Source organism: Pseudomonas sp. CFBP 13719 (assembly GCF_014842095.1).
Taxonomy (GTDB): Bacteria; Pseudomonadota; Gammaproteobacteria; order Pseudomonadales; family Pseudomonadaceae; genus Aquipseudomonas.
The window spans coordinates 191,713-212,764 of record NZ_JACYVB010000001.1 but is presented as its reverse complement, the minus strand read 5'-3'; the positions used below and the strand labels follow the sequence as shown (position 1 = coordinate 212,764).

20 protein-coding genes are annotated in these 21,052 nt (G+C 62.2%); 12 read left to right on the top strand and 8 right to left on the bottom strand.

The genetic code is table 11. From position 1 onward, the window contains the following. Positions 1-55 precede the first annotated feature (55 nt). On the bottom strand, positions 56-1,516 hold the full coding sequence (locus tag IFT57_RS01115) for a sugar porter family MFS transporter (protein WP_192150016.1): 1,461 nt from the start codon (positions 1,514-1,516) through the stop codon (positions 56-58). Positions 1,517-1,896: 380 nt separating this feature from the next. Between IFT57_RS01115 and map the strand changes: the two genes are divergently transcribed. After that, a complete protein-coding gene (map, locus tag IFT57_RS01110; RefSeq protein ID WP_342030323.1) occupies positions 1,897-2,655 on the top strand; it encodes a type I methionyl aminopeptidase in 759 nt (252 codons plus the stop codon). A gap of 23 nt (positions 2,656-2,678) precedes the next feature. Here the strand turns inward: map and IFT57_RS01105 are convergent, their stop codons facing one another. The 4 genes from IFT57_RS01105 to IFT57_RS01090 all read right to left on the bottom strand — a co-directional run bounded on the left by IFT57_RS01105 (position 2,679) and on the right by IFT57_RS01090 (position 8,957). Continuing rightward, positions 2,679-3,047, bottom strand: a complete 369-nt coding sequence (locus tag IFT57_RS01105; protein ID WP_122796837.1) for a response regulator — start codon at positions 3,045-3,047, stop codon at positions 2,679-2,681. Positions 3,048-3,068: 21 nt separating this feature from the next. Further along, entirely contained in the window at positions 3,069-4,514 is a 1,446-nt protein-coding gene (locus IFT57_RS01100) for an ATPase domain-containing protein (protein WP_192150828.1), read from the bottom strand. Positions 4,515-4,696: 182 nt separating this feature from the next. Further along, on the bottom strand, positions 4,697-6,037 hold the full coding sequence (locus tag IFT57_RS01095; protein ID WP_192150014.1) for a cation:proton antiporter: 1,341 nt from the start codon (positions 6,035-6,037) through the stop codon (positions 4,697-4,699). A gap of 133 nt (positions 6,038-6,170) precedes the next feature. Beyond that, entirely contained in the window at positions 6,171-8,957 is a 2,787-nt protein-coding gene (locus IFT57_RS01090; RefSeq protein ID WP_192150012.1) for an RHS repeat domain-containing protein, read from the bottom strand. Between the two features lie 214 nt (positions 8,958-9,171). Between IFT57_RS01090 and IFT57_RS01085 the strand changes: the two genes are divergently transcribed. The 7 genes from IFT57_RS01085 to IFT57_RS01055 all read left to right on the top strand — a co-directional run bounded on the left by IFT57_RS01085 (position 9,172) and on the right by IFT57_RS01055 (position 16,133). Then, positions 9,172-10,128 (top strand): sugar ABC transporter substrate-binding protein, encoded by a 957-nt coding sequence (locus IFT57_RS01085; RefSeq protein WP_192150010.1) that lies wholly within the window; start codon positions 9,172-9,174, stop codon positions 10,126-10,128. A gap of 68 nt (positions 10,129-10,196) precedes the next feature. Next, complete coding sequence (locus tag IFT57_RS01080) at positions 10,197-11,741, top strand: sugar ABC transporter ATP-binding protein (protein WP_192150008.1); 1,545 nt, start codon at positions 10,197-10,199, stop codon at positions 11,739-11,741. Next, positions 11,738-12,730 (top strand): ABC transporter permease, encoded by a 993-nt coding sequence (locus IFT57_RS01075; RefSeq protein ID WP_192150006.1) that lies wholly within the window; start codon positions 11,738-11,740, stop codon positions 12,728-12,730. The genes IFT57_RS01080 and IFT57_RS01075 overlap by 4 nt, the downstream gene beginning before the upstream one ends. Position 12,731: 1 nt before the next feature. Then, positions 12,732-13,754, top strand: coding sequence for a LacI family DNA-binding transcriptional regulator (locus IFT57_RS01070; protein ID WP_192150004.1), 1,023 nt, complete (start codon positions 12,732-12,734; stop codon positions 13,752-13,754). Between the two features lie 12 nt (positions 13,755-13,766). Continuing rightward, entirely contained in the window at positions 13,767-14,684 is a 918-nt protein-coding gene (gene rbsK, locus IFT57_RS01065; RefSeq protein ID WP_192150826.1) for a ribokinase, read from the top strand. After that, complete coding sequence (gene rbsD, locus IFT57_RS01060) at positions 14,681-15,085, top strand: D-ribose pyranase (protein ID WP_192054199.1); 405 nt, start codon at positions 14,681-14,683, stop codon at positions 15,083-15,085. The genes rbsK and rbsD overlap by 4 nt, the downstream gene beginning before the upstream one ends. Before the next feature lie 28 nt (positions 15,086-15,113). After that, positions 15,114-16,133 (top strand): nucleoside hydrolase, encoded by a 1,020-nt coding sequence (locus IFT57_RS01055; RefSeq protein WP_192150002.1) that lies wholly within the window; start codon positions 15,114-15,116, stop codon positions 16,131-16,133. Between the two features lie 27 nt (positions 16,134-16,160). Here the strand turns inward: IFT57_RS01055 and IFT57_RS01050 are convergent, their stop codons facing one another. Continuing rightward, complete coding sequence (locus tag IFT57_RS01050) at positions 16,161-16,400, bottom strand: hypothetical protein (RefSeq protein ID WP_122479686.1); 240 nt, start codon at positions 16,398-16,400, stop codon at positions 16,161-16,163. A 144-nt stretch (positions 16,401-16,544) separates the two neighbouring features. Here IFT57_RS01050 and IFT57_RS01045 point away from each other — a divergent pair, with 144 nt between their 5' ends. Together IFT57_RS01045 and IFT57_RS01040 are read left to right on the top strand one after the other, a co-directional pair. Beyond that, on the top strand, positions 16,545-16,850 hold the full coding sequence (locus IFT57_RS01045) for a hypothetical protein (protein WP_192150824.1): 306 nt from the start codon (positions 16,545-16,547) through the stop codon (positions 16,848-16,850). Between the two features lie 142 nt (positions 16,851-16,992). Further along, the gene (locus tag IFT57_RS01040; RefSeq protein WP_192150000.1) at positions 16,993-17,310 is read left to right on the top strand and encodes an I78 family peptidase inhibitor; all 318 of its coding nucleotides are present in this window, start codon (positions 16,993-16,995) and stop codon (positions 17,308-17,310) included. Between the two features lie 75 nt (positions 17,311-17,385). Here IFT57_RS01040 and IFT57_RS01035 read toward each other — a convergent pair whose 3' ends face one another. Further along, a complete protein-coding gene (locus IFT57_RS01035) occupies positions 17,386-17,598 on the bottom strand; it encodes a cold-shock protein (protein WP_122478726.1) in 213 nt (70 codons plus the stop codon). Between the two features lie 302 nt (positions 17,599-17,900). Then, positions 17,901-18,203: a hypothetical protein gene (locus IFT57_RS01030; protein ID WP_122796825.1), complete on the bottom strand. Its 303-nt coding sequence runs from the start codon at positions 18,201-18,203 to the stop codon at positions 17,901-17,903. 342 nt (positions 18,204-18,545) lie between these two features. Between IFT57_RS01030 and thrS the strand changes: the two genes are divergently transcribed. Both thrS and infC read left to right on the top strand, forming a co-directional pair. After that, positions 18,546-20,468: a threonine--tRNA ligase gene (gene thrS / locus IFT57_RS01025; protein WP_192149998.1), complete on the top strand. Its 1,923-nt coding sequence runs from the start codon at positions 18,546-18,548 to the stop codon at positions 20,466-20,468. Beyond that, entirely contained in the window at positions 20,468-21,019 is a 552-nt protein-coding gene (gene infC, locus IFT57_RS01020) for a translation initiation factor IF-3 (RefSeq protein ID WP_172979313.1), read from the top strand. The genes thrS and infC overlap by 1 nt, the downstream gene beginning before the upstream one ends. The last annotated feature ends 33 nt before the right edge of the window (positions 21,020-21,052 follow it).

Below are 21,052 nucleotides of genomic sequence, written 5' to 3'. Positions count from 1 at the left end.
CTTCAGCCATGTTACCTGCAACGTCCCGCAGTGGACATCTCGACCCGTTCGCGATTCAGGCGCTGGCGGCCTCGTCCGGGGTGAACTCTTTCTCCATGTGCCGTTCGATCTGCTCCAGCGACTTGCCTCGGGTTTCCGGCACGCACGTCATCACGAAGATCAGCGACATGACGTTGATCACCGCGAACAACATGAAGGTGTAAGGCCCAAAGCCGGCCAGTGCGATCGGGAACATGAACGCCACCGACGCATTGCACAGCCACTGGAAGCACACTGCCGTGCCGGTCATCAGGCCACGCAGGTGCGAAGGAAACAGCTCGGACATCAGCAGCCAGTAGACCGGGGCGATGAAGGTCTGCATGAACAGCAGGAACATCAGGATACAGGCCAGCGCCAGATAGCTCTGCAACAGCGAAGCGGGCAGCATGGTCAGCACACAGCAGAGCAGCACCTGCGCGAGGATCACGAAGCACAGGCCAGTCATCAGCATCGGCCGCCGGCCATGACGGCCGACCAGCCAGATGCCGATCAACGTGGCGATCACCGAAGCCACGCCGTTGCCGATGGTGGCAGTGAGTGCCGCGTTGGTACCCAACCCGGTGGACTTGAGGATGACCGGAGTGAAGTACATGAATGCGTTCACCCCGGTAAGCTGAGCGACGAAGCCCAGCCCCATGCCCACCAGCAACAGGCGACGCAGCCAGGGCTCTGCCCAGATCGAGGACCAGCTGACATCGGCGCGTTGTTCTTCGTTCTGGGCAATGATCTCCTTCATTTCCTTGTCGACCTGCTTCTTGCTCGATCGCAGTCTTTCCAGCACTTCGCGCGCCTCGTCCATGCGCCCCTTGCTGGCCAGCCAGCGCGGTGAGGTGGGCACGAAGTGCATGCCGATCCACAGCAGGGCAGCCGGGATCACTGCGATGGCGAGCATCCAGCGCCAAACATCGGGGGTGTGGGCGAAATGCGCGAGCAGGGCGTTGGAGACGTAGGCCACCAGCTGCCCGGTAACGATCATCAACTCATTCTGGCTGACCAGGCGGGCACGCTTGTTGGGCCCGGCGATCTCGGCAATGAACATCGGCACGATCGCCGATGCCCCACCGACTGCCAGTCCCAGCACGAAGCGTGTGGCGATCATGATCGCGACCGTCGGCGCGAGGGCGGAACCCAGGGCGCCGATCATGAACAGGATGGCCAGGCCCTTGAGCGCCGTCAGGCGCCCGTATTTGTCGGCCAGATGCCCGGCGAACAATGAGCCGAAGGCGGCGCCCAGAATCAGCGAGGAAGCCACCAGGCCCTCGGTGAACGGAGTGAGGCCCAGGCCACCCTGGTCCGGGCCCTGGGTCATGAAGGGCAGGGCGCCGGAAATCACCCCCGTGTCGTAGCCGAAGGCCAGGGCGCCCATGGTGGCGATGATCGCCACGCGCACGACGATCTGGCCGGGAGAGGTGCGTGTGGCGTCGTTTTCCTCGCCCGCAGGTGGAGTGTCAGGTGCTGTGGTGTTGGAACTGGACAAGGCTCATTCCTTTCATTGCGCGCAGGCAATGCGTCGTGATGCGCCACGCAGGATCGCGCACGAAAGGAGCAGGGCAGGTATCAGCGTTCGGTGTTGCGATGCCGGCCTGGGAAGGGGTCACTCCCAGAGGTCGGCGGCTCCAGCGGATATTATGATTATGTCGAACTGCTTGAATGTTGAAGTCTTCGAACCGCATTCGAAAACACTGCCTGTGCGCTTTTCGCGACCATCTGCCGGTATGGCGCTGGGCTGTGAGTCTTATGAACCAAGTGGTTACAAAAAGTTTTGTATCGTTTGAAATTAAATGATGTCAGTGCGCGCTGTGCAGGCACGGCAGCGGCGCTCTGCTAGCATAGAGGCTCGAATCGCAGGAGAAACCCGTGAGCCGCAAGAATCTGAACCGCACCCCCGAGCAAGTCGCCATGGCCCGCCGCTCCGGGGCGCTTGCCGCTGACGTACTGCGCATGATTGCACCGCACGTGCAGGCCGGCGTGACCACACAACACCTGGACGAGCTGTGCAATGCCTACATCGTCAACGAATTGAAAGTAATCCCGGCCAACGTTGGCTATCACGGGTTTACCAAGACGGTGTGCATTTCGGTGAACCAGGTGGTTTGCCACGGTGTGCCCAGCAACGATGTGGTGCTGGCCGACGGCGACATCGTCAATATCGATGTGGGCGTCATCAAGGACGGCTGGTTCGGCGACACCAGCCGTATGTACTACGTCGGTGAGCCAAGCGCGCTGGCAAAGCGGCTGGTGGACACCACTTACGAGGCAATGCTGGCCGGTATCGAAGTGGTCAAGCCGGGTGCGACCTTGGGCGACATCGGCCACGCCATCCAGAGCGTGGCGCACCGTGAGGGGTTCAGCGTTGTACGCGAGTACTGCGGGCATGGCATCGGACAGATCTACCACGACGATCCGCAAGTGCTGCACTACGGCCGCAAGGGCGAGGGGATGCGCTTGACGCAAGGCATGATTTTCACTATCGAGCCGATGATCAACGCCGGGAAGGCTGGAACCCGCCAGTTGGCGGATGGCTGGACCGTGGTGACTCGCGATCAGTCGTTGTCCGCGCAATGGGAACACATGGTGGCCGTCACTGCCGATGGCCACGAAATTCTCACGCTGTAGCGCGCGAGCGGCGGCTTTTGCGCCTAGACCGGATCCAGCGGGACCAATTCGCGCACGCGTGCCACCACTTCGTTGATGTCGAAGGGTTTGTCGTATACGGCGTTGAAAAGTTCGGGCGTTGCCCGACCGACGTTGCCTTGGGCACCACTCATCAAAAGAATGGGCACAGACTCGAACGAGGCGTGACTACGGATCTTCTGCGCCAGTTCGAGGCCGTTCATGCCAGGCATCATGAAGTCGGTAATGACCAAGGCCGGACGCTCGCGATCGAGGATCTCCAGCGCACGCTTGCCATTACCGGCCTTGACGGCCATATAGCCTTCGTCTTCCAACGCGTAACCAAGAATGTCGGCGATGAGATACTCATCGTCGACGATCAGGATAGTGGCCATGTCAGTTCGACCCCGGCAGCATCACGGATTCGAAATCGTGGAGGCACTACCTGATAACACTGCCTCTGCATTTGTGAACGCCTTTCTCAGGTCGATTCCGTGACCATGAATGACCAGCTCCAATAACGACGGATCGTAGTAGCTGTCTCTCACTTTAAGAATGGACAGCAGGCGCTTTAGTTCAGACTCATGTTCGACGAATCGCGTCAGCAGGATGTTGTCGACAATGCTGGAGAGGTCGGGCGCCGGCGAGGTGATCTCAGGGCCGAACAGGCCGCGAACCTCCCAGGTGGCGAATACCGTCACGCCGCGGGCGCGCAGCTCGCTCATCAGGGTACTGAAGAACTCGGTCAGGCGTACCGTGCTGGTCGCCGTGCGGGCCATGCCGCCCAGGCTGTCGATGAGCAGGCGCTTGATGCCATGGACCTCGACGTGGCGCAACAGCCGTAATCCCAGACCGTCGAGCAGCCCTTCTGTGGTGGGCTGCCAGCACACATGCAGAGCACCGCTGGCTTGCAGCGCTTCGAAGTCATGACCCAGCGATCGTGCCTTGACCTGCAAACGGCGCTCGGATTCGTACATGCCAAACAGCATGCCCGGCTGTTCAGGCGTGGACGCGGCGAGGAAGTTGATCCCCAGGCTGGTCTTGCCGATGCCCGACGGCCCCATCACCAGCGTCACCGAAGAGCGCGGCAGGCCACCGCCAATCAGGTTGTCCAGCGCGGGAATGCCGCTGGGTATGCGGCTGAGATCGGTGGGGTCGGGGCAGGAGGGGCGGCTGTAGAGGCTTTCCAGGCGTGGATAGACCACCAGCCCATCGTCGGTGATCTCGCATTCATGCAACCCTGACAGCGCGCCGCTGCCACGGGTCTTGCGCAGTTGGATGCGGCGAACCGAACGGGTGTTGAACAGCTCCTCGCCCAGTTCGATCACGCCATCGACCATGGTGTGCTCGGGGCTGCCGTCGTCCAGTCGCGAGCTGGTCAGGAACAGCACCGTGCACCCGGCGAACGCCGCGTGACCCTGCAGTTCGGAGATGAACTTCTTGGTGTCGATCTGCGAGTCAGCCTTGGAGCGGGCGTTGAGTACCCCGTCGACGATCAATACCGTCGCTTTCTGTCGACTGATCTCGCGGCGCAGCAGTTTGACCACTTCGTCCAGGCCCTCGTTTTCCAGGGTGTCGAACGCACTGACGAACTGGATTTCGTTGCCTATCCTGGAGGCATCGAAAAAACTTAAAGTGGACAAATATTGGAACAGCCGCTCGTGGGATTCCGCGAGCAGCGTGGCGACCAGAACCCGGCCGCCCTGGCTCACGTGATTGAAGCCCAATTGGTTGGCCAGGATGGTCTTGCCCGAACCCGGACGACCCTGCACGATGTATGACGCACCGGCCACCAGCCCACCCTTGAGCAACAAATCGAGCCCTTCAATCCCGCTCGCGAGGCGCTTTAGCTGTTCCAATATCCGATCTGCCTGTATGGGTTGTGCGTGATCGACCGCGTCTGGACGACGGTAACCGATCCTTCAAATGCTGGGCATTCTATACCTTTTTGACCAAGCCGGTGCATCCGAACCCATGCCCCTGTAGCAGCGGCGCGAGCCGCGTCCGGCAGCACCGCGCAGCCACTGATCTACCTCAACCACCGCTAAACGGACTTGCGCCGACGTTCGTAATGTTCCAGCAACGGCTGGGTGCTGATGCCATGCACCAGAATGCTCAAGGCCACCACCGACAACGTCAGGCTGATGCACACCTGTTCGACCGACTCCGGCAGTTCGTGAGCCAGCGCGTAGCACAGGTAGTAGATCGAGCCGATCCCGCGGATGCCGAACCAGCCCAGCAACGCCCGCTGATGACCATCGAGCAGGCGGCGACTGACCAGCAACCACACGCTCAGCGGGCGGATCACGCAGAACAGTGCCGCCGCCAGGCCGACCGCACGCCAGTCCCAGTAGGCAGACAGGGTCGCTCCCAGAATGGTGATGAGCAGCACTTCCATGGACCGCTCCACCAGATTGCCGAACACCAGAATGTCGCCCATCATCACCCCGGCGGCCAGTTGCCCGTCCTCAAGATCTTTGGGATGGGTGACGGTACCTTCTTCGGGCGCCAGATCCCGGTGACCCACCACCGGCTTGGCCAGATGCTCCGAGGGAACCTCGGATCCCGAGGTACGCACCTCCGCCTGACGCAGCCCCAGGCCGGCCGCGAACACCGCGAGAAATCCGAAGGCGCCCAGGGACGCTGCGCCGAAGTACGACAGCGCGATCAGCGCCAGAGCCAGAAAATCGTTGGGCGAGTCGGTGCTGTCGGCATTGCGCACGCGCAGGTAGATCATCAGGTGACCGATGGCCCGGCCCATCCCGTAACCGACCAAAAGCCCGACCGGCACGCCCCACAGCAGGTTTTCCAAGGCCCACTGGCCCAGCCAGTGGCTGTCCAGACTGCCATGGTGCAGCATCAGCAGGCTCAGGATCACGAAGGGAAAGGCCGTACCGTCGTTGAGCCCGGCTTCACCCGACAGCCCGAAGCGCACGCGGTCGAAGTCCTGCGCGCTGTTCACCTGAACCATGGAGGCCAGCACCGGATCGGTCGGCGCCAGCATGGCCCCAAGCAGGGTACTCACGCCCCAGGACAAGCCCAGGCCGTAGTGCGCCACCAGGCAGACGCCCAGAATCGACACCAGCATGACCGGACCCGACAGCATATAGGCCGCTCGCCACGCGCTGCGCCCCAGGCCAAGTCGTAACTTGATCCCGGTGCTGAACAGCGAGAACAGCACGGCAGCCTCCGCCAGGCGCTCGAGCCACGAGGCGGTGTCCTTGAAATCGGTGGTGAACAGGCCAAGCCCCATGGGACCGATGGCCACGCCGAATGCCAGGCACACCGCAGAGGTCGTCACCGGCAGCCAGCGCAGGTAAGACGCCGTCAGCGCCAGCATCAACAGCAGGACGCCCAGAACGGCCATCCACAAGATAAAGCTCATCAGGCCTCGCCGGGCTTGCGCCCATGAAATGGCTACAAAATGTAACCGCTTCTGCTGTGACTGCCAGAGAGAGCGTTAGTTGAGTGGCAAAACGTCGCGGCCAGAGGCTATTGGCACAGGCGGCGAGCTGACGTTATGGATTACCCGAGAGACCATAGCTCTGCTTGACACGGTCCATGATCCCCGTGCGATTCGACGCATTGACCGTCTTCATCTGCCCCATGAGGTTTTCACCGGTCTTGCTCGCAAGCAGATCCTCATGAGTCTTGGCAATCTCTCCGAGCTCCTCCGCGCCATGCACCACACCGGTCACGGTCCATGCCGTCGACAATACCTTGAGTCCGAACTTCGCTACTGGATGCGGCACCACCGCAGCAGCGCCGTCCAGGCCTGCCTTTACCGTGGCGCCGAACGACAGGCCGGTGATCAGCTTGTCTTGCGTCAGCTCCTGCAGGTCGTGCAGTGACGCTTGCAGTTCCTCGGCCTTGGTATCGGAAAGCGTTGCCAGCTCGGCAGTGCCTTGCACGGCTTTCTGGGTGTTTTTGATAGTGGCCTTGATGCTGTGGGCAACGCCGTTCACCGCATCCGTGGCAATAGCCCCCGCCAGAGGCGCTTTGCTGATTTGCGAAAGGTCGCCGGTCTGGCTGAATTCGACGACGGTGCCGACACCTTCAGCGCCCTTGAGCACTGCATTGACGCCTGGCAGCTGCCCGTGCGCGAGGTGATCCGCCGTCTCCGCACGGCCCTTGGCACTGTTCAGAATCTGTTGCCCAGGGCTGAATTGTTCCTTCATCCGCTGGACCTTGCCAATGGCATTGTCCGCTCGCCGGTCGCCCATGGAGGCGTTTATCGGAGTGGCGGCTGGCTGTGCTGGCGCTTGCGACTGACGTTCGTGGTACTTGTACGCCTCGTAGCTGATCCCGGCTGCGCCGACTCCGCCCTTGAACACGGCGCGCAACATTCGGCCATCGTCATCCACTGCAGACGACGGCGAGTTGCGCACCATGGCATACAGATTGAGCCCATCCACCGTCCCCGCCGGATCGGCGCTCAGCCAGCGTCCGGCCCAGGGCTGATAGTAGCGGTAGCCATAGTAGTAGAGACCGGTGTCGTCGCGTTCCTTGCCCGAGTAACGGAGGGTCTTGTAGCTCGCCTCGACCTGGTTGCGGCAGGCCCAGACCGCCGTGGCGCCGAACGGGAAGAATTCCTCGCGGCTGATTACCTGGCCGTCGCCATCGAGTTCCAGGCCATGACTGCCCAGCAGGTCGGTGTAGCTGTAGCGCAACTGGTCGTTGGCCAGGCCCTCGGGGCTGCCGTCAGGCCAGTGCAGCAAGCGAATATGTTCGCCCACCTTGAGGCAATGCAGGGTCTGGCCGTCCTGCTGGCGCAACTCCAACCCCGGCAGGTAGCACGTACTTCCCTGCGCATGGGTCTTGCGCAGTCGTTGGTGCTGCTGGCCGTAGAGGTAGTGCTCGGTGCCTGCCCCGGCGCGTGTCACGCTGGCCAGCTGCATACGATTGTTCCAGGCTGTAGATTGGGCGCCGTCCAGTGCGCGTTGCTGCCCGGCGGCATCGAACTGGCGATCGATCAGTGCCGGGTCATCGCACACGCTGCTCAACACGGCCCGGTTGCTGCACGCCGAAGTCGTAAGCCTGACGGTGTAGCCGGCATTGGTTGTTGGCACGGTGTGCCGAATGCTCAGCAGGTTGCCGGCCTCGTCGTACGCATAGCGACGCTGGTATGAGGCGTAGGCGCGGGTGTCGACGGGCAGCGCAGAGGGCAGGTTGCTCTGCATCTGGCCGAGTGCGGCCATCTGCCGACCGCTGGCCAGGATCAACTGCGACAGCGAGTCGTAACGGTAGTCCTGCTGCGGATCGATTCTCTGATTGCGCCAGAAGCGTGTCTGCTCCGCTTCGTTGCGCACCTGAGTCACCCGGCCGGTCGGGTCATACCGGTAGCGCAGCTCCTGCAAGGTCTGGTGGTCGCTGGCGCGGTGGGTACGCATGCCGGCCAGGCGTTGGGTGTCGGCTGCATAGGTATGGGTGATGACGACACCGTTGGCATGCCGCTCGACTTCTTTCTGCCCCCCAGCGGCGTAACTCACGTCCAGCACCACCGGCGTCTCCAAGCCGCCATTGCGAGTGACCCAACTGGCCCGGTACTGCCCGCAACGGTCATGGCCATGGCGTTGCCGATGGCCCCTGGCATCCTCGCTGGCGATGATTGCGCCGCAGGCATCGAAGCTCACCGTACTGGTCAGACTTTGCGGTTCCAGGCACCGCGCCTCGCCTTGGGTATCGTCCTGCGCCCAGTCACATTCGGTGTGACCTGCGAGCAGTTGCAGGGTCTCGCCGGCGATTGCACCGAGCAGGCTGCGCGCTTGCACGACGTGTCTGCCGGCGCTGTCGAAACGTGTCTGGCAATGGCCGGCCAGGTTGAACGCTTTGGCCTCTGCGTCAACGCCCGCCCATTGCCAGCGCTCGGCGGTGCGAAAGGCTTGTTGGGCAGAGCGTTCACGGATTGATAGCAGCCGGCCGGGGAGAGGCGCCGTTTCGTAGCAGCGCGTCTGCTCGACACCGTTGGCCTGCCAAGTCATCGCCTCGCGGCCACAGGCGTCGTACAGCGTTCGCGTGTTGCCGGCATCGACACTGCGGATGTACAGGCATCGACCGGTCAAGCTGCGCACCTGTACCAGGTTGGCGGCCATTTCGGGACGCTCGGCCTGGGCTGCGTGAAGGCGCGGATCGATACTGCTGATCATTTGTCCGCCGGCGTCATGGCTGTAACGGGTGATGCGGGCTTGTGCGGGACCCGCTTGGTCGCGGTGGTAGGAGATGTCGCGCAGCACTCGCGCCCGGCCGTCGAAGCAGCGCAGGGCAGGGGTTGCAGCATGGATGGTATGAGCAGCAGAGTCAGTCATGGCAGTACCGATAAACAGGAATCAGGGGTGGGTTTCCTGCAGTTGTAACCTGCCGTGTTTCTGCCCGCCCCGAGTGGGCGCTGTGATGACCCGCGCTACAGCGCTCGGCACCGATTGACAATTCCCCGATCCCTGACCATAGTTCCTCTCACGCAAACGTTTGCGGGTTTCCGCAGGCTGCGCTCGAAAACAATCATAAGATCGGAGTAACCCCATGAAGCTGCCCTTCGCCGGACGCCTGCTCGCTGTCTCCCTGATGGCTGCCATCGGCGCCATCGCCCCGTTGCAATCCTCTTTTGCCGATACCCAGAAGCCCAAGGTCGCGCTGGTCATGAAGTCCCTGGCCAACGAATTCTTCCTGACCATGGAAGACGGCGCCAAAAGCTACCAGAAAGAGCATGCTGCCGATTTCGATCTGGTCTCCAACGGCATCAAGGACGAGTCCGACACCGCCAACCAGATCCGTATCGTCGAGCAGATGATCGTCGCCAAGGTCGACGCACTGGTCATTGCGCCGGCAGACTCCAAGGCGCTGGTACCCATCATCAAGAAAGCCATGGATGCTGGCATCAAGGTCGTCAACATCGACAACCAGCTAGATGCCGGGGTGCTGAAAAGCAAAGGTATCACCGTACCGTTCGTGGGCCCCGACAACCGCAAGGGCGCCAAGTTGGTGGGTGATTATCTGGCCACCCGCCTGAGCGCCGGCGACCAGGTCGGCATCATCGAAGGCGTACCGACCACCACCAACGCGCAGATGCGCACCGCCGGTTTCAAGGACGCCATGCAAGCGGCGCAGATGAACATCGTCTCGGTGCAGTCGGGTAACTGGGAAATCGACAAGGGCAATGCTGTCGCTTCGGCCATGCTCAACGAGTACCCGGACCTCAAGGCCCTGCTGGCCGGCAACGACAGCATGGCGCTGGGCGCGGTGTCTGCAGTGCGCGCCGCCGGCAAGGCGGGTAAGGTCCAGGTGGTCGGCTACGACAACATCAATGCCATCAAGCCGATGCTGAAAGACGGCCGCATCCTGGCCACGGCCGACCAGTTCGCCGCTCGCCAGGCGGTGTTCGGCATCCAGAATGCCCTGGCGCTGGTCAAGGGCGACAAGCTCGACGTCGACGCCAACGGTGTCATCCAGACCCCGGTCGAGCTCGTCACCAAGCCTTGATGCAGTGCACCTCGCGGCAGGTCCGGCCAGTGCCGGCCTGTCGCCCGCAGGTGTGCCTGGAGAAACCTATGACATCCAACGTAGTGCTGTCGGTCAGCGGCATCGGCAAGACCTATGCCCAGCCGGTGCTGTGGGACATCGATCTTGAGTTGCACCGCGGCGAAGTGCTGGCCTTGACCGGCGAGAACGGCGCGGGCAAAAGCACGCTGTCGAAGATAATCGGTGGTCTGGAAGCACCCACCACCGGTCAGATGCAGTTCCAGGGCCAGCCATGGCTGCCGGGCAGTCGCACCGCAGCCGAGCGCGGCGGGGTGCGCATGGTCATGCAGGAACTCAACCTGCTGCCTACCCTGACCGTCGCGGAAAACCTGTTCCTCCATGACCTGCCCAGTCGCGCTGGATGGATCGACCGTCGACGCCTGCGTGAACAGGCCCGCCAGGCCATGGCACAGGTGGGCCTGGATGCCATCGACCCGGACACCCTGGTCAGCGATCTGGGCATCGGCCATCAGCAAATGGTCGAAATCGCCCGCAACCTGATCGGCGACTGCCAGGTGCTGGTGCTCGACGAACCCACCGCCATGCTCACCGCGCGCGAGGTCGACATGCTGTTTGCGCAGATCCTGCGGCTGCGCGAACGCGGGGTGTCGATCATCTACATTTCCCACCGTCTGGAAGAACTGGCGCAGGTCGCCCAACGCATCGCCGTGCTGCGCGATGGACGGCTGGTGTGTGTCGAACCGATGGCGCGCTACGACAGCGAGCAACTGGTGAACCTCATGGTCGGGCGCGAGCTGGGCGAGCGTATCGACCTGGGCGAGCGACGCATCGGCGCGCCGATGTTCAAGGTGCAGGGCATGACCCGTGGCGACAAGGTCAAGGACGTATCCTTCGAGGTGCGCCAGGGCGAGATCTTCGGTATTTCCGGATTGATCGGGGCAGGGCGTACCGAACTGCTCAGGCTGATCTTCGGCGCCGATGCCAGCGATGCCGGTACCGTTGCGATCGGCCAGCCGCCCGTGCCAGTGAGCATTCGCAGCCCTGCCGATGCCGTTGCCCACGGTATCGCACTGATCACCGAAGACCGCAAGGGCGAAGGCCTGCTGCTGTCGCAGTCGATCAGCGCCAATATTGCCCTGGGCAACATGCCGGCGATTTCTGCGGCCGGCATCGTCGATAGCAAGGCCGAACGAGCCTTGGCCCAACGCCAGATCGAGGCCATGCGCATCCGCAGCTCCAGCCCGGCGCAGACGGTCGCCGAGCTTTCCGGCGGCAATCAGCAGAAGGTGGTGATCGGCCGCTGGCTGGAGCGTGACTGCAATGTGCTGCTGTTCGACGAGCCGACCCGCGGCATCGACGTAGGTGCCAAGTTCGACATCTACGCCCTGCTGGGCGAGCTCACCCGCCAAGGCAAGGCACTGGTCGTGGTGTCCAGCGACCTGCGCGAGCTGATGCTGATCTGCGATCGCATCGCAGTCCTCTCGGCGGGCCGCCTGATCGACACCTTCGAGCGCGAACACTGGAGCCAGGATGAATTGCTGGCCGCCGCGTTCGCCGGTTATCAAAAACGCGATGCGCTGCTGGCCGAGCCTGCAGCAAGGACCCCTGCATGAAAACTTCGACACTGCTCAAAGACACGCCCGGCGCAAAAACCGGCGGCACTTATCTGGGCCTTGGCACCTACCTGGGCCTGGCTGGCGCATTGCTGGCCATGATCGTGCTGTTCTCCCTGCTCAGCAGCCATTTCCTCTCGTACAGCACCTTCAGCACCATCGCCAACCAGATCCCCGACCTCATGGTGCTGGCGGTGGGCATGACCTTCGTGCTGATCATCGGCGGCATCGACCTGTCGGTGGGGTCGGTGCTGGCGCTGGCGGCCTCGGCGGTGAGTGTGGCGATTCTCGGCTGGGGCTGGAGCGTATTGCCCGCAGCCCTGCTCGGCATGGGTTGCGCAGCACTCGCCGGCACCATCACCGGCTCGATCACCGTGGCCTGGCGCATTCCGTCGTTCATCGTCTCCCTGGGCGTGCTGGAAATGGCCCGCGGGGTCGCTTACCAGATGACCGATTCGCGCACCGCCTATATCGGCGATGCCTTCGCCTGGCTGTCGGACCCGGTAGCGTTCGGCATCGCACCCTCGTTCCTGATCGCCCTGGGTGTGATCGCCATCGCGCACCTGACTCTGACCCGTACCGTCTTTGGCCGCTACCTGATCGGCATCGGTACCAACGAAGAAGCCGTGCGCCTGGCCGGCATCAACCCCAAGCCCTACAAGGTGCTGGTGTTCTCCCTCATGGGCCTGCTGGCGGGCGTGGCCGCGCTGTTCCAGATATCCCGGCTGGAGGCGGCCGACCCGAATGCCGGCGCTGGCCTGGAACTGCAGGTGATCGCCGCCGTGGTGATCGGCGGAACAAGCTTGATGGGCGGGCGCGGCTCGGTCATCAGCACCTTTTTCGGCGTGCTGATCATTTCCGTGCTGGCGGCCGGCCTGGCGCAGATCGGCGCAACCGAGCCGACCAAGCGCATCATTACCGGCGCGGTGATCGTCATCGCCGTGGTGCTCGACACTTACCGCAGCCAACGCGCGCGCAAGCGGGGCTAGCATGGCGACCATCAAGGACGTGGCGGCGCGCGCCGGTATCTCCTACACCACTGTTTCGCACGTCGTGAACAACAGCCGGCCGGTCAGCGCACACGTGCGGCGCAAGGTCGAGTCGGCGATCGCCGAGCTCAACTACGTTCCCAGTGCGGTGGCGCGTTCCTTGAAAGCGCGCAGCACAGCGACCATCGGCTTGTTGGTGCCCAACAGCGTCAACCCGTATTTCGCCGAACTTGCGCGCGGTATCGAGGACTGCTGCGAACGCAACGGCTACTGCGTGATCCTCTGCAACTGCGACGACGATCCGCAGAAACAGCGCAACTACCTGCGCGTGCTGTTGGAGAAGCGCGTCGATGGTATCGTCTTCGCCTCGGTGGGCGGCGATGCCGCGCTGACCGATATGCTCGCGGCGGTCAGAACGCCCATGGTCATCGTCGACCGTGGCCTGCAGCAGGTGGCAGCGGACCTTGTGTGCATCGATCATGAGCAGGGTGGCTACCTGGCCACCCGGCATCTGCTCGAGTTGGGCCATCGCGCCATTGCCTGCATCAGCGGGCCGCAACATACCCACGTGGCGCAGCTGCGCCTGGACGGCTACCGTCGTGCGCTCGCCGAGTACGCCGTGCAACCCGCGCCCAAGCATGTCCTGCACAGCGATTTCACCAGTCCGGGTGGCTACCGTGCGGCGGTCAAGCTGCTGGCGGGATCGGCGCCCACGGCGATCTTTGCCGCCAACGACATGATCGGCCTGGGCGTGCTGCGCGCGGCCGCCGAGCGTGGTATCCGGGTGCCCGAACAGCTGTCGGTCATCGGTTTCGACGATATCCAGCTCAGTCGCTATGTTTATCCGGCCCTGACCACCGTCGGCCAGCGTATCGGCGAATTGGGCGAGGTCGCTGCCGAGCGGCTTCTGGCCCGCATCGCCGGAGCGGCCGGTGCAGCTGCGACGCAACAGGTCATCGCGCCACAGATCGTGGTGCGCGAGTCCACGGCGCGATACGCCGGTCTTTCCCATGAATTGCGCTGAGAGTGGTAGATGATGCAAGCAAACGTATTGGTAATAGGCAGTCTGAACATGGACCTGGTGGCACAGGCCGAGCGTTTGCCGCAGGCGGGAGAAACCCTGCTGGGCCAGTCCTTCGCGACGGTGCCGGGCGGCAAGGGCGCCAACCAGGCAGTCGCGGCCGCGCGGTTGGGCGGGCAAGTGGCGATGATCGGCTGCGTCGGCGCCGACGCCTATGGCCAGGCGCTGCGCCAGGCGCTGGCCGATGAAGGCATCGACTGCCAGGGCGTGCGGGTGGCTGAGGCCGTGGCGACCGGGATCGCGATGATCGTGGTCGATGCCAACAGCCAGAATGCGATCGTCATTGTCGCGGGCGGCAACGGCCAGCTCGACTGCGCCGACATCGAGCGTTTCGATCGCCTGCTGCTGGGCGCCGATGTGGTGGTGTGCCAGCTGGAAATCCCCTATGACGTGGTGGCTTTCGCCTTGCAGCGCGCTCACGAAGCAGGCAAGACGGTCATTCTCAATCCGGCGCCGGTCAGCGGGCCGTTACCGCAGCAATGGCTGGGCTGGGTCGATTATTTGATCCCCAACGAAACCGAAACTCAGGCGCTCACCGGCCTGAGCGTCAGCTCGGTGGCCGAGGCCGAGCAGGCGGCCAGTCTTCTGCGCCAGGCCGGCGCCGGCAAGGTGCTCATCACCCTGGGTGAGCAGGGCCTGCTGTTTGCCGACGGCGCGCAGCCCCGGCATTATCCTGGACGCAAGGTGCAGGCGGTGGATACCACGGCGGCTGGCGATACGTTCGTCGGTGGCTTTGCCGCGGCGCTGGCCAGAGGCCTGGACGAGTCACAGGCCATTGCGTTCGGCCAGGCCGCCGCTGCACTGTCGGTCACCCGCGCCGGCGCCCAGCCTTCCATCCCGACCCTGGCGCAAGTGGAGCAGGTTGCATCGTGAAAAAGACCGCCTTGTTGAACATATCGCTTTCGCAACTGGTTGCGTCCCTTGGCCATGGCGATATCGTCGTGATCGGCGATGCCGGTTTGCCGGTACCACCGGGCGTGCCCTTGATCGATCTGGCCTTGACGCCAGGCATTCCCAGCTTCATCAGCACGCTGGACGTGCTGCTCAGCGAAATGCAGGTGGAAAGCCACGTGATCGCCGAGGAGATGCTGCAGGTGCTGCCGCCGGCGTCGGCGCGAATCCAGCAGTTGCACGAGCAGGGCGCCCTCGGTGTGCGCCAGTCGGTCAGCCATGCGCGGTTCAAGGAGCTGTCGCGGAACGCTCGCGCCATCGTGCGCACTGGCGAATGCCAGCCCTACAGCAATATCGCCCTGTTGGCGGGCGTCACTTTCTAGACTTACCACTGAGCACAAGGAGTGCAACATGCAACGTTCCCTGCTGACCCTGCTTCGAGGATTTTCATTGATGGCCCTGCTGACCAGCGCTGCCGCCACGGCGGCCGACAAGATCGATCTGATCATCGACACCGACCCCGGCGCCGACGATGTCGTCGCCTTGCTGCTGGCCCTGGCTTCGCCCGAGGAGATCAACGTCCGCGCCCTCACGACCGTGGCCGGCAACGTGCGCCTCGACAAGACCTCGCGAAACGCACGCCTGGCCCGTGAGTGGGCGGGTCGCGAAGATGTGCCGGTCTATGCCGGTGCACCCAAGCCGCTGGTCCGCGAGCCGATCTATGCCGCCAACGTGCATGGTGAGGAGGGCGTGCCTGGTATCGCCGTGCATGAGCCGAGCAAAGGGCTGGCCGAGGGCAACGCGGTGCAGTATTTGATCGATACCTTGAGCAATGCCGAACCCCACAGCATCACCCTGGCGATGTTGGGGCCACAGACCAACCTGGCGCTGGCTTTGATCCAGGCGCCCGGCATCACCCAGGGCATAAAGGAAGTGATCGTCATGGGGGGCGCGCACTTCAATGGCGGCAATATCACCCCGGTGGCCGAGTTCAACCTGTTCGCAGACCCTCACGCCGCCCAGGTGGTACTGGCCAGCGGCGTCAAGCTCACCTACGTGCCACTGGATGTCACTCACAAGGTTCTGACCAGCCCGGCGCGCCTGCAGCAGTTGGCTGCCTTGCAGAACAAGGCCGGGCCGCGGGTGGTGGATATCCTGCAGGCGTACGTGAAGGCCGACATGGAGCACTACGGACTGCCCGGCGGCCCGGTTCACGATGCCAGCGTGATTGCCTATCTGCTGGCGCCAGAGCTGTTCAGCAGGCGCAAGGTCAACCTGACCATCGACAGCCGGGAGGGCCCGAGCTTCGGCCAGACCGTGGCCGACTGGTACGGTACGCTCGAGCAGCCGGCCAACGTGTTCTGGGTGAACGAGGGGAATGCACAGGGCTTTTTCGATCTGCTGACCCAACGCCTGCAGCGTCTGCCCTGACCGGCCGAAGCGCCGGTGCGTCACGGGCTATGGAGTGGGCACGTTCTTCAAGGGATGCGCCACGGTATTGCCCGTCGCTGCCACGTGTTCGTGGGCGTAACGCTCGAACACCTGCATGACGAAGCTGCGCGCCGCATCGGTGCCCAATGCCTTGACCAGCACGTCGACGCCGATGATCGCCAGCTCCTCGGGCGTACCGGGGCTGAAGGAGCTCTGGCCCTGAGGCCACTGGACCTTGATGTCCGCCTTGATTGATACGTTTGCCATGTTGCTCTCGCCAACGGTCACGAGCGAACGACGTTCGCTCCACGTGGCCAAGTAAAGCATTTTCGCCAACGCATTACACCGGCCCTTGGGCAGATGGCAGGGTGCGTGTCAAACTTCGGTCAATTCTTCGGCATGGAGGCTCATGTGCAAATCGACCTCAAACAAAGCGACTCACTCACCCTGTACGCGGTCCGTGCCCTGATCGCCTCGGGCAATCCGGCCATCCACAACCAGCTGCGCGTGACCCGTGACGGCATTGCCTTCCTCTCCACCGAGGCGGTGGGGGGCACGGATATAGAGGGCCTATGCTTCCGCCTGGAAACCTGGGCCGCCGGATCCGGTTACGTAGGCGCTGCTGCGGCATCCGACGCCACCTGGGTGAAGCAGATCCACACCGCTCTGCAGACCCACTGGCCGGTGCCCCGGTCCGACTACATCGACCTGTACTGACCGGCGAACACACATCCGGTGACGATTTCTCTGACACCGCGTGACGTTATGCTCGGGCAGACTAGGCCAAGGTGCAACCAAATTGGCTACAGGCGGTCGCACAACCTTACTTACTGAAAAACCACTGAAAAGAGGAGGCTGCATGCCTTTCCCGCGCAAGACCTTGTTGATCCTGATGGCAACCCTGGCTGTAACGGGCTGTTCTACATCCGGAACCTCGACCGGACAGTCTGCCGCTGCCGCCCCTTCATTCGACGGGCGCTGCAACGCTGATGGCGCACGCTATACCGTTGGCAAGCCGGTTTCCGCAGACCTGCTCGAACAGGCCAGGGTCAAGGCTGGCGCACAGGTGGCCCGTGTCCTGCGCCCGCACGACATGGTAACCCTGGAATACCGTTCCGACCGCCTCAACCTCAACGCCGATGACAGCGGCCAGATCACTCGCGTCAACTGCGGCTGAGCAGACGCTTCACTCGACACGAATCGCAGGCGAAAAAAAACCCGTCACATGGACGGGTTTTTTCAGTTGCCGAGATTACTCTGGGCGAACTTGAGCAGCTTGCATGCCCTTTTGGCCTTTCTCAGCCACGAACGAAACGGTCTGGCCTTCTTTCAGGCTTTTGAAACCGTCGGATTCGATAGCTTTGAAGTGTACGAACAGGTCGTCACCGCCACCTGAAGGAGTGATGAAGCCGAAGCCTTTCTCATCGTTGAACCATTTTACGGTGCCGGTCTGGCGATTAGACATGGTGAATCTCCAAGAAACATAATATTCAGTAGTGCTGTGCTGCTCAGGCCAACTGGGCACACGGGGCCTATCATAGTCCAAAACCTGGACTGTGAACCCCTTTTGATTGGGTCAAGAACCAAAGTTGTCGCAAATTGACCTGTCTGAAACTGCTAAGCCCCTTATTTCATTGAGGTTTGCAGCTGAAAAATGTTTTAAAAAAAAACCGCATTCCGTCGTGCATGATTCGCTTGACCGAAGCGGTCGACCCCAAGAACGCCGTTGACGTCCCTTGGGGCAGTCCTGCATCGCCTCTGCCAGGACTACTGGTTATTGCAAACCAGCACTTCCTTCATCAGCTTCTGGCGCAGAGCCATTGGCGGCTCTACCTGTTTGTTGGTGAGCTGGTCGATCTCGGCCTTGCTGAATTTCTCCTCGATCACTTTCGCGCCGCAGCTGCAGTGTGCCTGCGCCTTGGCGGCATCCACGCCTTGCTTCACGGCCGCAGCCTGGCACTGGGCGGTGTACTCGGCCTTGGCATCGGCGGACAGCGCGGCAGCCTGGGCCGCGAATGGAAGCACCAGGGCCAGGCAGGCACTCAGGGGAAGAAGTCGTTTGAGACCCATAATGAATAGCTCCTTGTTCTCAGGCGGTTTTGACTCATCTCATCTGAGGGGTGAAGAGGGCAGCAAGTTCAGCCAATGGCCCAGTTGCCGTATCGTGCACATGACGCACCAAGTCGACGCATCTTCTGTGCTAGGATGTTCGGCCCTGCGTTCGGCGCTGCCTTGAGTAGGCACCGAGGCGCGGGATTCACCTTTTTCGATTGCTCCAGTCACTCTGGTTCGTATTCCGGTCGGCCGCAAGGCTCCTGCCAACGTAAGGCGGGCATACCGGGCGAATCGCGTACTGGCTCATCCCAACCCATGTGACCTTTGGTAGGGGTCACCACTAGGAGAGGAGGCGCCATGCCCACCATTACTCTTCCCGACGGCAGTCAGCGTTCGTTCGATCACCCGGTTTCGGTCGCCGAGGTCGCCGCGTCCATCGGCGCCGGCCTGGCCAAGGCCACCGTTGCCGGCAAGGTCAACGGCCAACTGGTCGATGCCTGTGACCTGATCAGCGCCGACGCCACCTTGCAGATCATCACGCCAAAGGACGAAGAGGGGCTGGAGATCATTCGCCACTCCTGCGCCCACCTGGTCGGCCACGCGGTCAAGCAGCTGTACCCGACTGCGCGCATGGTGATCGGTCCGGTCATCGAAGAAGGCTTCTACTACGATATCGCCTACGAGCGGCCTTTCACGCCGGACGACATGGCGGCGATCGAGCAGCGTATGCAGCAGCTGATCGACACCGAATACGACGTGGTCAAGAAAGTCACCCCGCGTGCCGAAGTCATCGACGTGTTCACCGCTCGTGGCGAGGACTACAAGCTGCGCCTGGTCGAAGACATGCCGGATGAGCAGGCCATGGGCTTGTACTATCACGAAGAATACGTCGACATGTGCCGCGGTCCACACGTGCCGAACACGCGTTTTCTGAAATCCTTCAAGCTTACCAAGCTGTCGGGTGCCTACTGGCGCGGCGATGCAAAGAACGAGCAGCTGCAGCGTGTCTATGGCACCGCGTGGGCCGACAAGAAGCAGCTGGCGGCCTACGTCAAGCGCATCGAGGAAGCCGAGAAGCGCGATCACCGCAAGATCGGCAAGCGCCTGGGCCTGTTCCACCTCCAGGAAGAAGCGCCAGGCATGGTCTTCTGGCACCCCAACGGCTGGACCGTGTACCAGGTGCTCGAGCAGTACATGCGCAAGATCCAGCAGCAGAACGGCTACCTGGAAATCAAGACGCCCCAGGTGGTGGACCGCAGCCTCTGGGAGAAATCAGGGCACTGGGCCAACTACGCCGAGAACATGTTCACCACGGAGTCGGAAAACCGCGACTACGCCATCAAGCCGATGAACTGCCCGTGCCATGTGCAGGTGTTCAACCAGGGCTTGAAAAGCTACCGCGAGTTGCCGCTGCGCCTGGCCGAGTTCGGTGCCTGCCACCGCAACGAGCCTTCGGGCGCGCTGCACGGCATCATGCGCGTGCGTGGCTTCGTGCAGGACGATGCGCACATCTTCTGCACCGAAGAGCAGATGCAGTCCGAATCCGCTGCCTTCATCAAGCTGACCATGGACGTCTACGCCGACTTCGGCTTCAAGGACATCCAGCTCAAGCTGTCGACGCGTCCTGAAAAGCGTGTCGGTTCCGACGAGTTGTGGGATCGCGCCGAGTCAGCCTTGGCCGCCGCCCTCGACGCAGCCGGGCTTCCCTACGACCTGCAGCCAGGCGAGGGTGCCTTCTACGGCCCCAAGATCGAATTCTCGTTGAAGGATTGTCTGGGTCGCGTCTGGCAATGCGGTACACTGCAGCTCGATTTCAACCTGCCGATCCGCCTGGGCGCCGAATACGTCACCGAAGACAACGGTCGCAAGCATCCCGTGATGCTGCACCGGGCAATCCTGGGTTCGTTCGAGCGATTCGTCGGGATCCTGATCGAGCACTACGAGGGCGCATTCCCGGCCTGGCTGGCGCCGACACAGGCAGTGGTGATGAATATCACTGATAAACAAGCCGATTTTGTACAGCTTGTCGAAAAAAATCTGACGGAAAGCGGGTTTCGTGCCAAGTCCGACTTGAGAAATGAAAAGATCGGCTTTAAAATCCGTGAGCATACTTTGCTCAAGGTTCCTTATCTCCTGGTCATCGGGGACAAGGAAGTTGAAACGCAAACTGTCGCTGTGCGTACCCGTGAAGGCGCTGACCTGGGCTCCATGCCCATCGCGCAGTTCACCGAGTACCTTGCACAAGCGGTTTCCCGGCGTGGTCGCCCAGATTCGGAGTAATTATTATTAAGCGTGAAATGAGACAAGATAAACGAGCTGCACCGAAAGCCCCGATCAACGAGAATATCTCGGCACGCGAGGTTCGGTTAATTGGCGCTGACGGCGAGCAGATTGGCATCGTCTCTATCGATGAAGCGCTTCGTATCGCTGAAGAATCGAAGCTGGATCTGGTGGAAATCTCCGCTGACGCCATCCCGCCCGTATGTCGGGTGATGGACTACGGCAAATCGATCTTCGAGAAGAAGAAGCAGGTTGCCGCGGCGAAGAAGAACCAGAAACAGATTCAGGTCAAAGAAATCAAGTTTCGTCCAGGGACGGAAGAAGGGGATTACCAGGTAAAACTCCGCAACCTGGTACGTTTCCTGAGTGATGGGGACAGGGCCAAGGTATCCTTGCGATTCCGCGGCCGTGAGATGGCGCATCAGGAGCTGGGTATGGAGCTGTTGAAGCGGGTCGAAGGTGACCTGCTCGAATACGGTTCCGTCGAACAGCATCCGAAGATGGAAGGACGCCAGCTGATCATGGTCATCGCCCCCAAGAAAAAGAAGTAACCACCAGGGCACGGCAGGCCTTGCGGTTATGTT

Bases quoted from the DNA above. Each gene is read 5' to 3' on its own strand.
- IFT57_RS01085 (WP_192150010.1), top strand. From the start codon at position 9,172: ATGAAGCTGCCCTTCGCCGGACGCCTGCTCGCTGTCTCCCTGATGGCT.
- thrS (WP_192149998.1), top strand. From the start codon at position 18,546: ATGCCCACCATTACTCTTCCCGACGGCAGTCAGCGTTCGTTCGATCAC.
- IFT57_RS01035 (WP_122478726.1), bottom strand. From the start codon at position 17,598: ATGTCTAATCGCCAGACCGGCACCGTAAAATGGTTCAACGATGAGAAA.
- rbsK (WP_192150826.1), top strand. From the start codon at position 13,767: ATGCAAGCAAACGTATTGGTAATAGGCAGTCTGAACATGGACCTGGTG.
- IFT57_RS01075 (WP_192150006.1), top strand. From the start codon at position 11,738: ATGAAAACTTCGACACTGCTCAAAGACACGCCCGGCGCAAAAACCGGC.
- IFT57_RS01030 (WP_122796825.1), bottom strand. From the start codon at position 18,203: ATGGGTCTCAAACGACTTCTTCCCCTGAGTGCCTGCCTGGCCCTGGTG.
- IFT57_RS01080 (WP_192150008.1), top strand. From the start codon at position 10,197: ATGACATCCAACGTAGTGCTGTCGGTCAGCGGCATCGGCAAGACCTAT.
- IFT57_RS01095 (WP_192150014.1), bottom strand. From the start codon at position 6,037: ATGAGCTTTATCTTGTGGATGGCCGTTCTGGGCGTCCTGCTGTTGATG.
- IFT57_RS01050 (WP_122479686.1), bottom strand. From the start codon at position 16,400: ATGGCAAACGTATCAATCAAGGCGGACATCAAGGTCCAGTGGCCTCAG.
- IFT57_RS01070 (WP_192150004.1), top strand. From the start codon at position 12,732: ATGGCGACCATCAAGGACGTGGCGGCGCGCGCCGGTATCTCCTACACC.
- IFT57_RS01040 (WP_192150000.1), top strand. From the start codon at position 16,993: ATGCCTTTCCCGCGCAAGACCTTGTTGATCCTGATGGCAACCCTGGCT.
- IFT57_RS01090 (WP_192150012.1), bottom strand. From the start codon at position 8,957: ATGACTGACTCTGCTGCTCATACCATCCATGCTGCAACCCCTGCCCTG.
- IFT57_RS01055 (WP_192150002.1), top strand. From the start codon at position 15,114: ATGCAACGTTCCCTGCTGACCCTGCTTCGAGGATTTTCATTGATGGCC.
- IFT57_RS01105 (WP_122796837.1), bottom strand. From the start codon at position 3,047: ATGGCCACTATCCTGATCGTCGACGATGAGTATCTCATCGCCGACATT.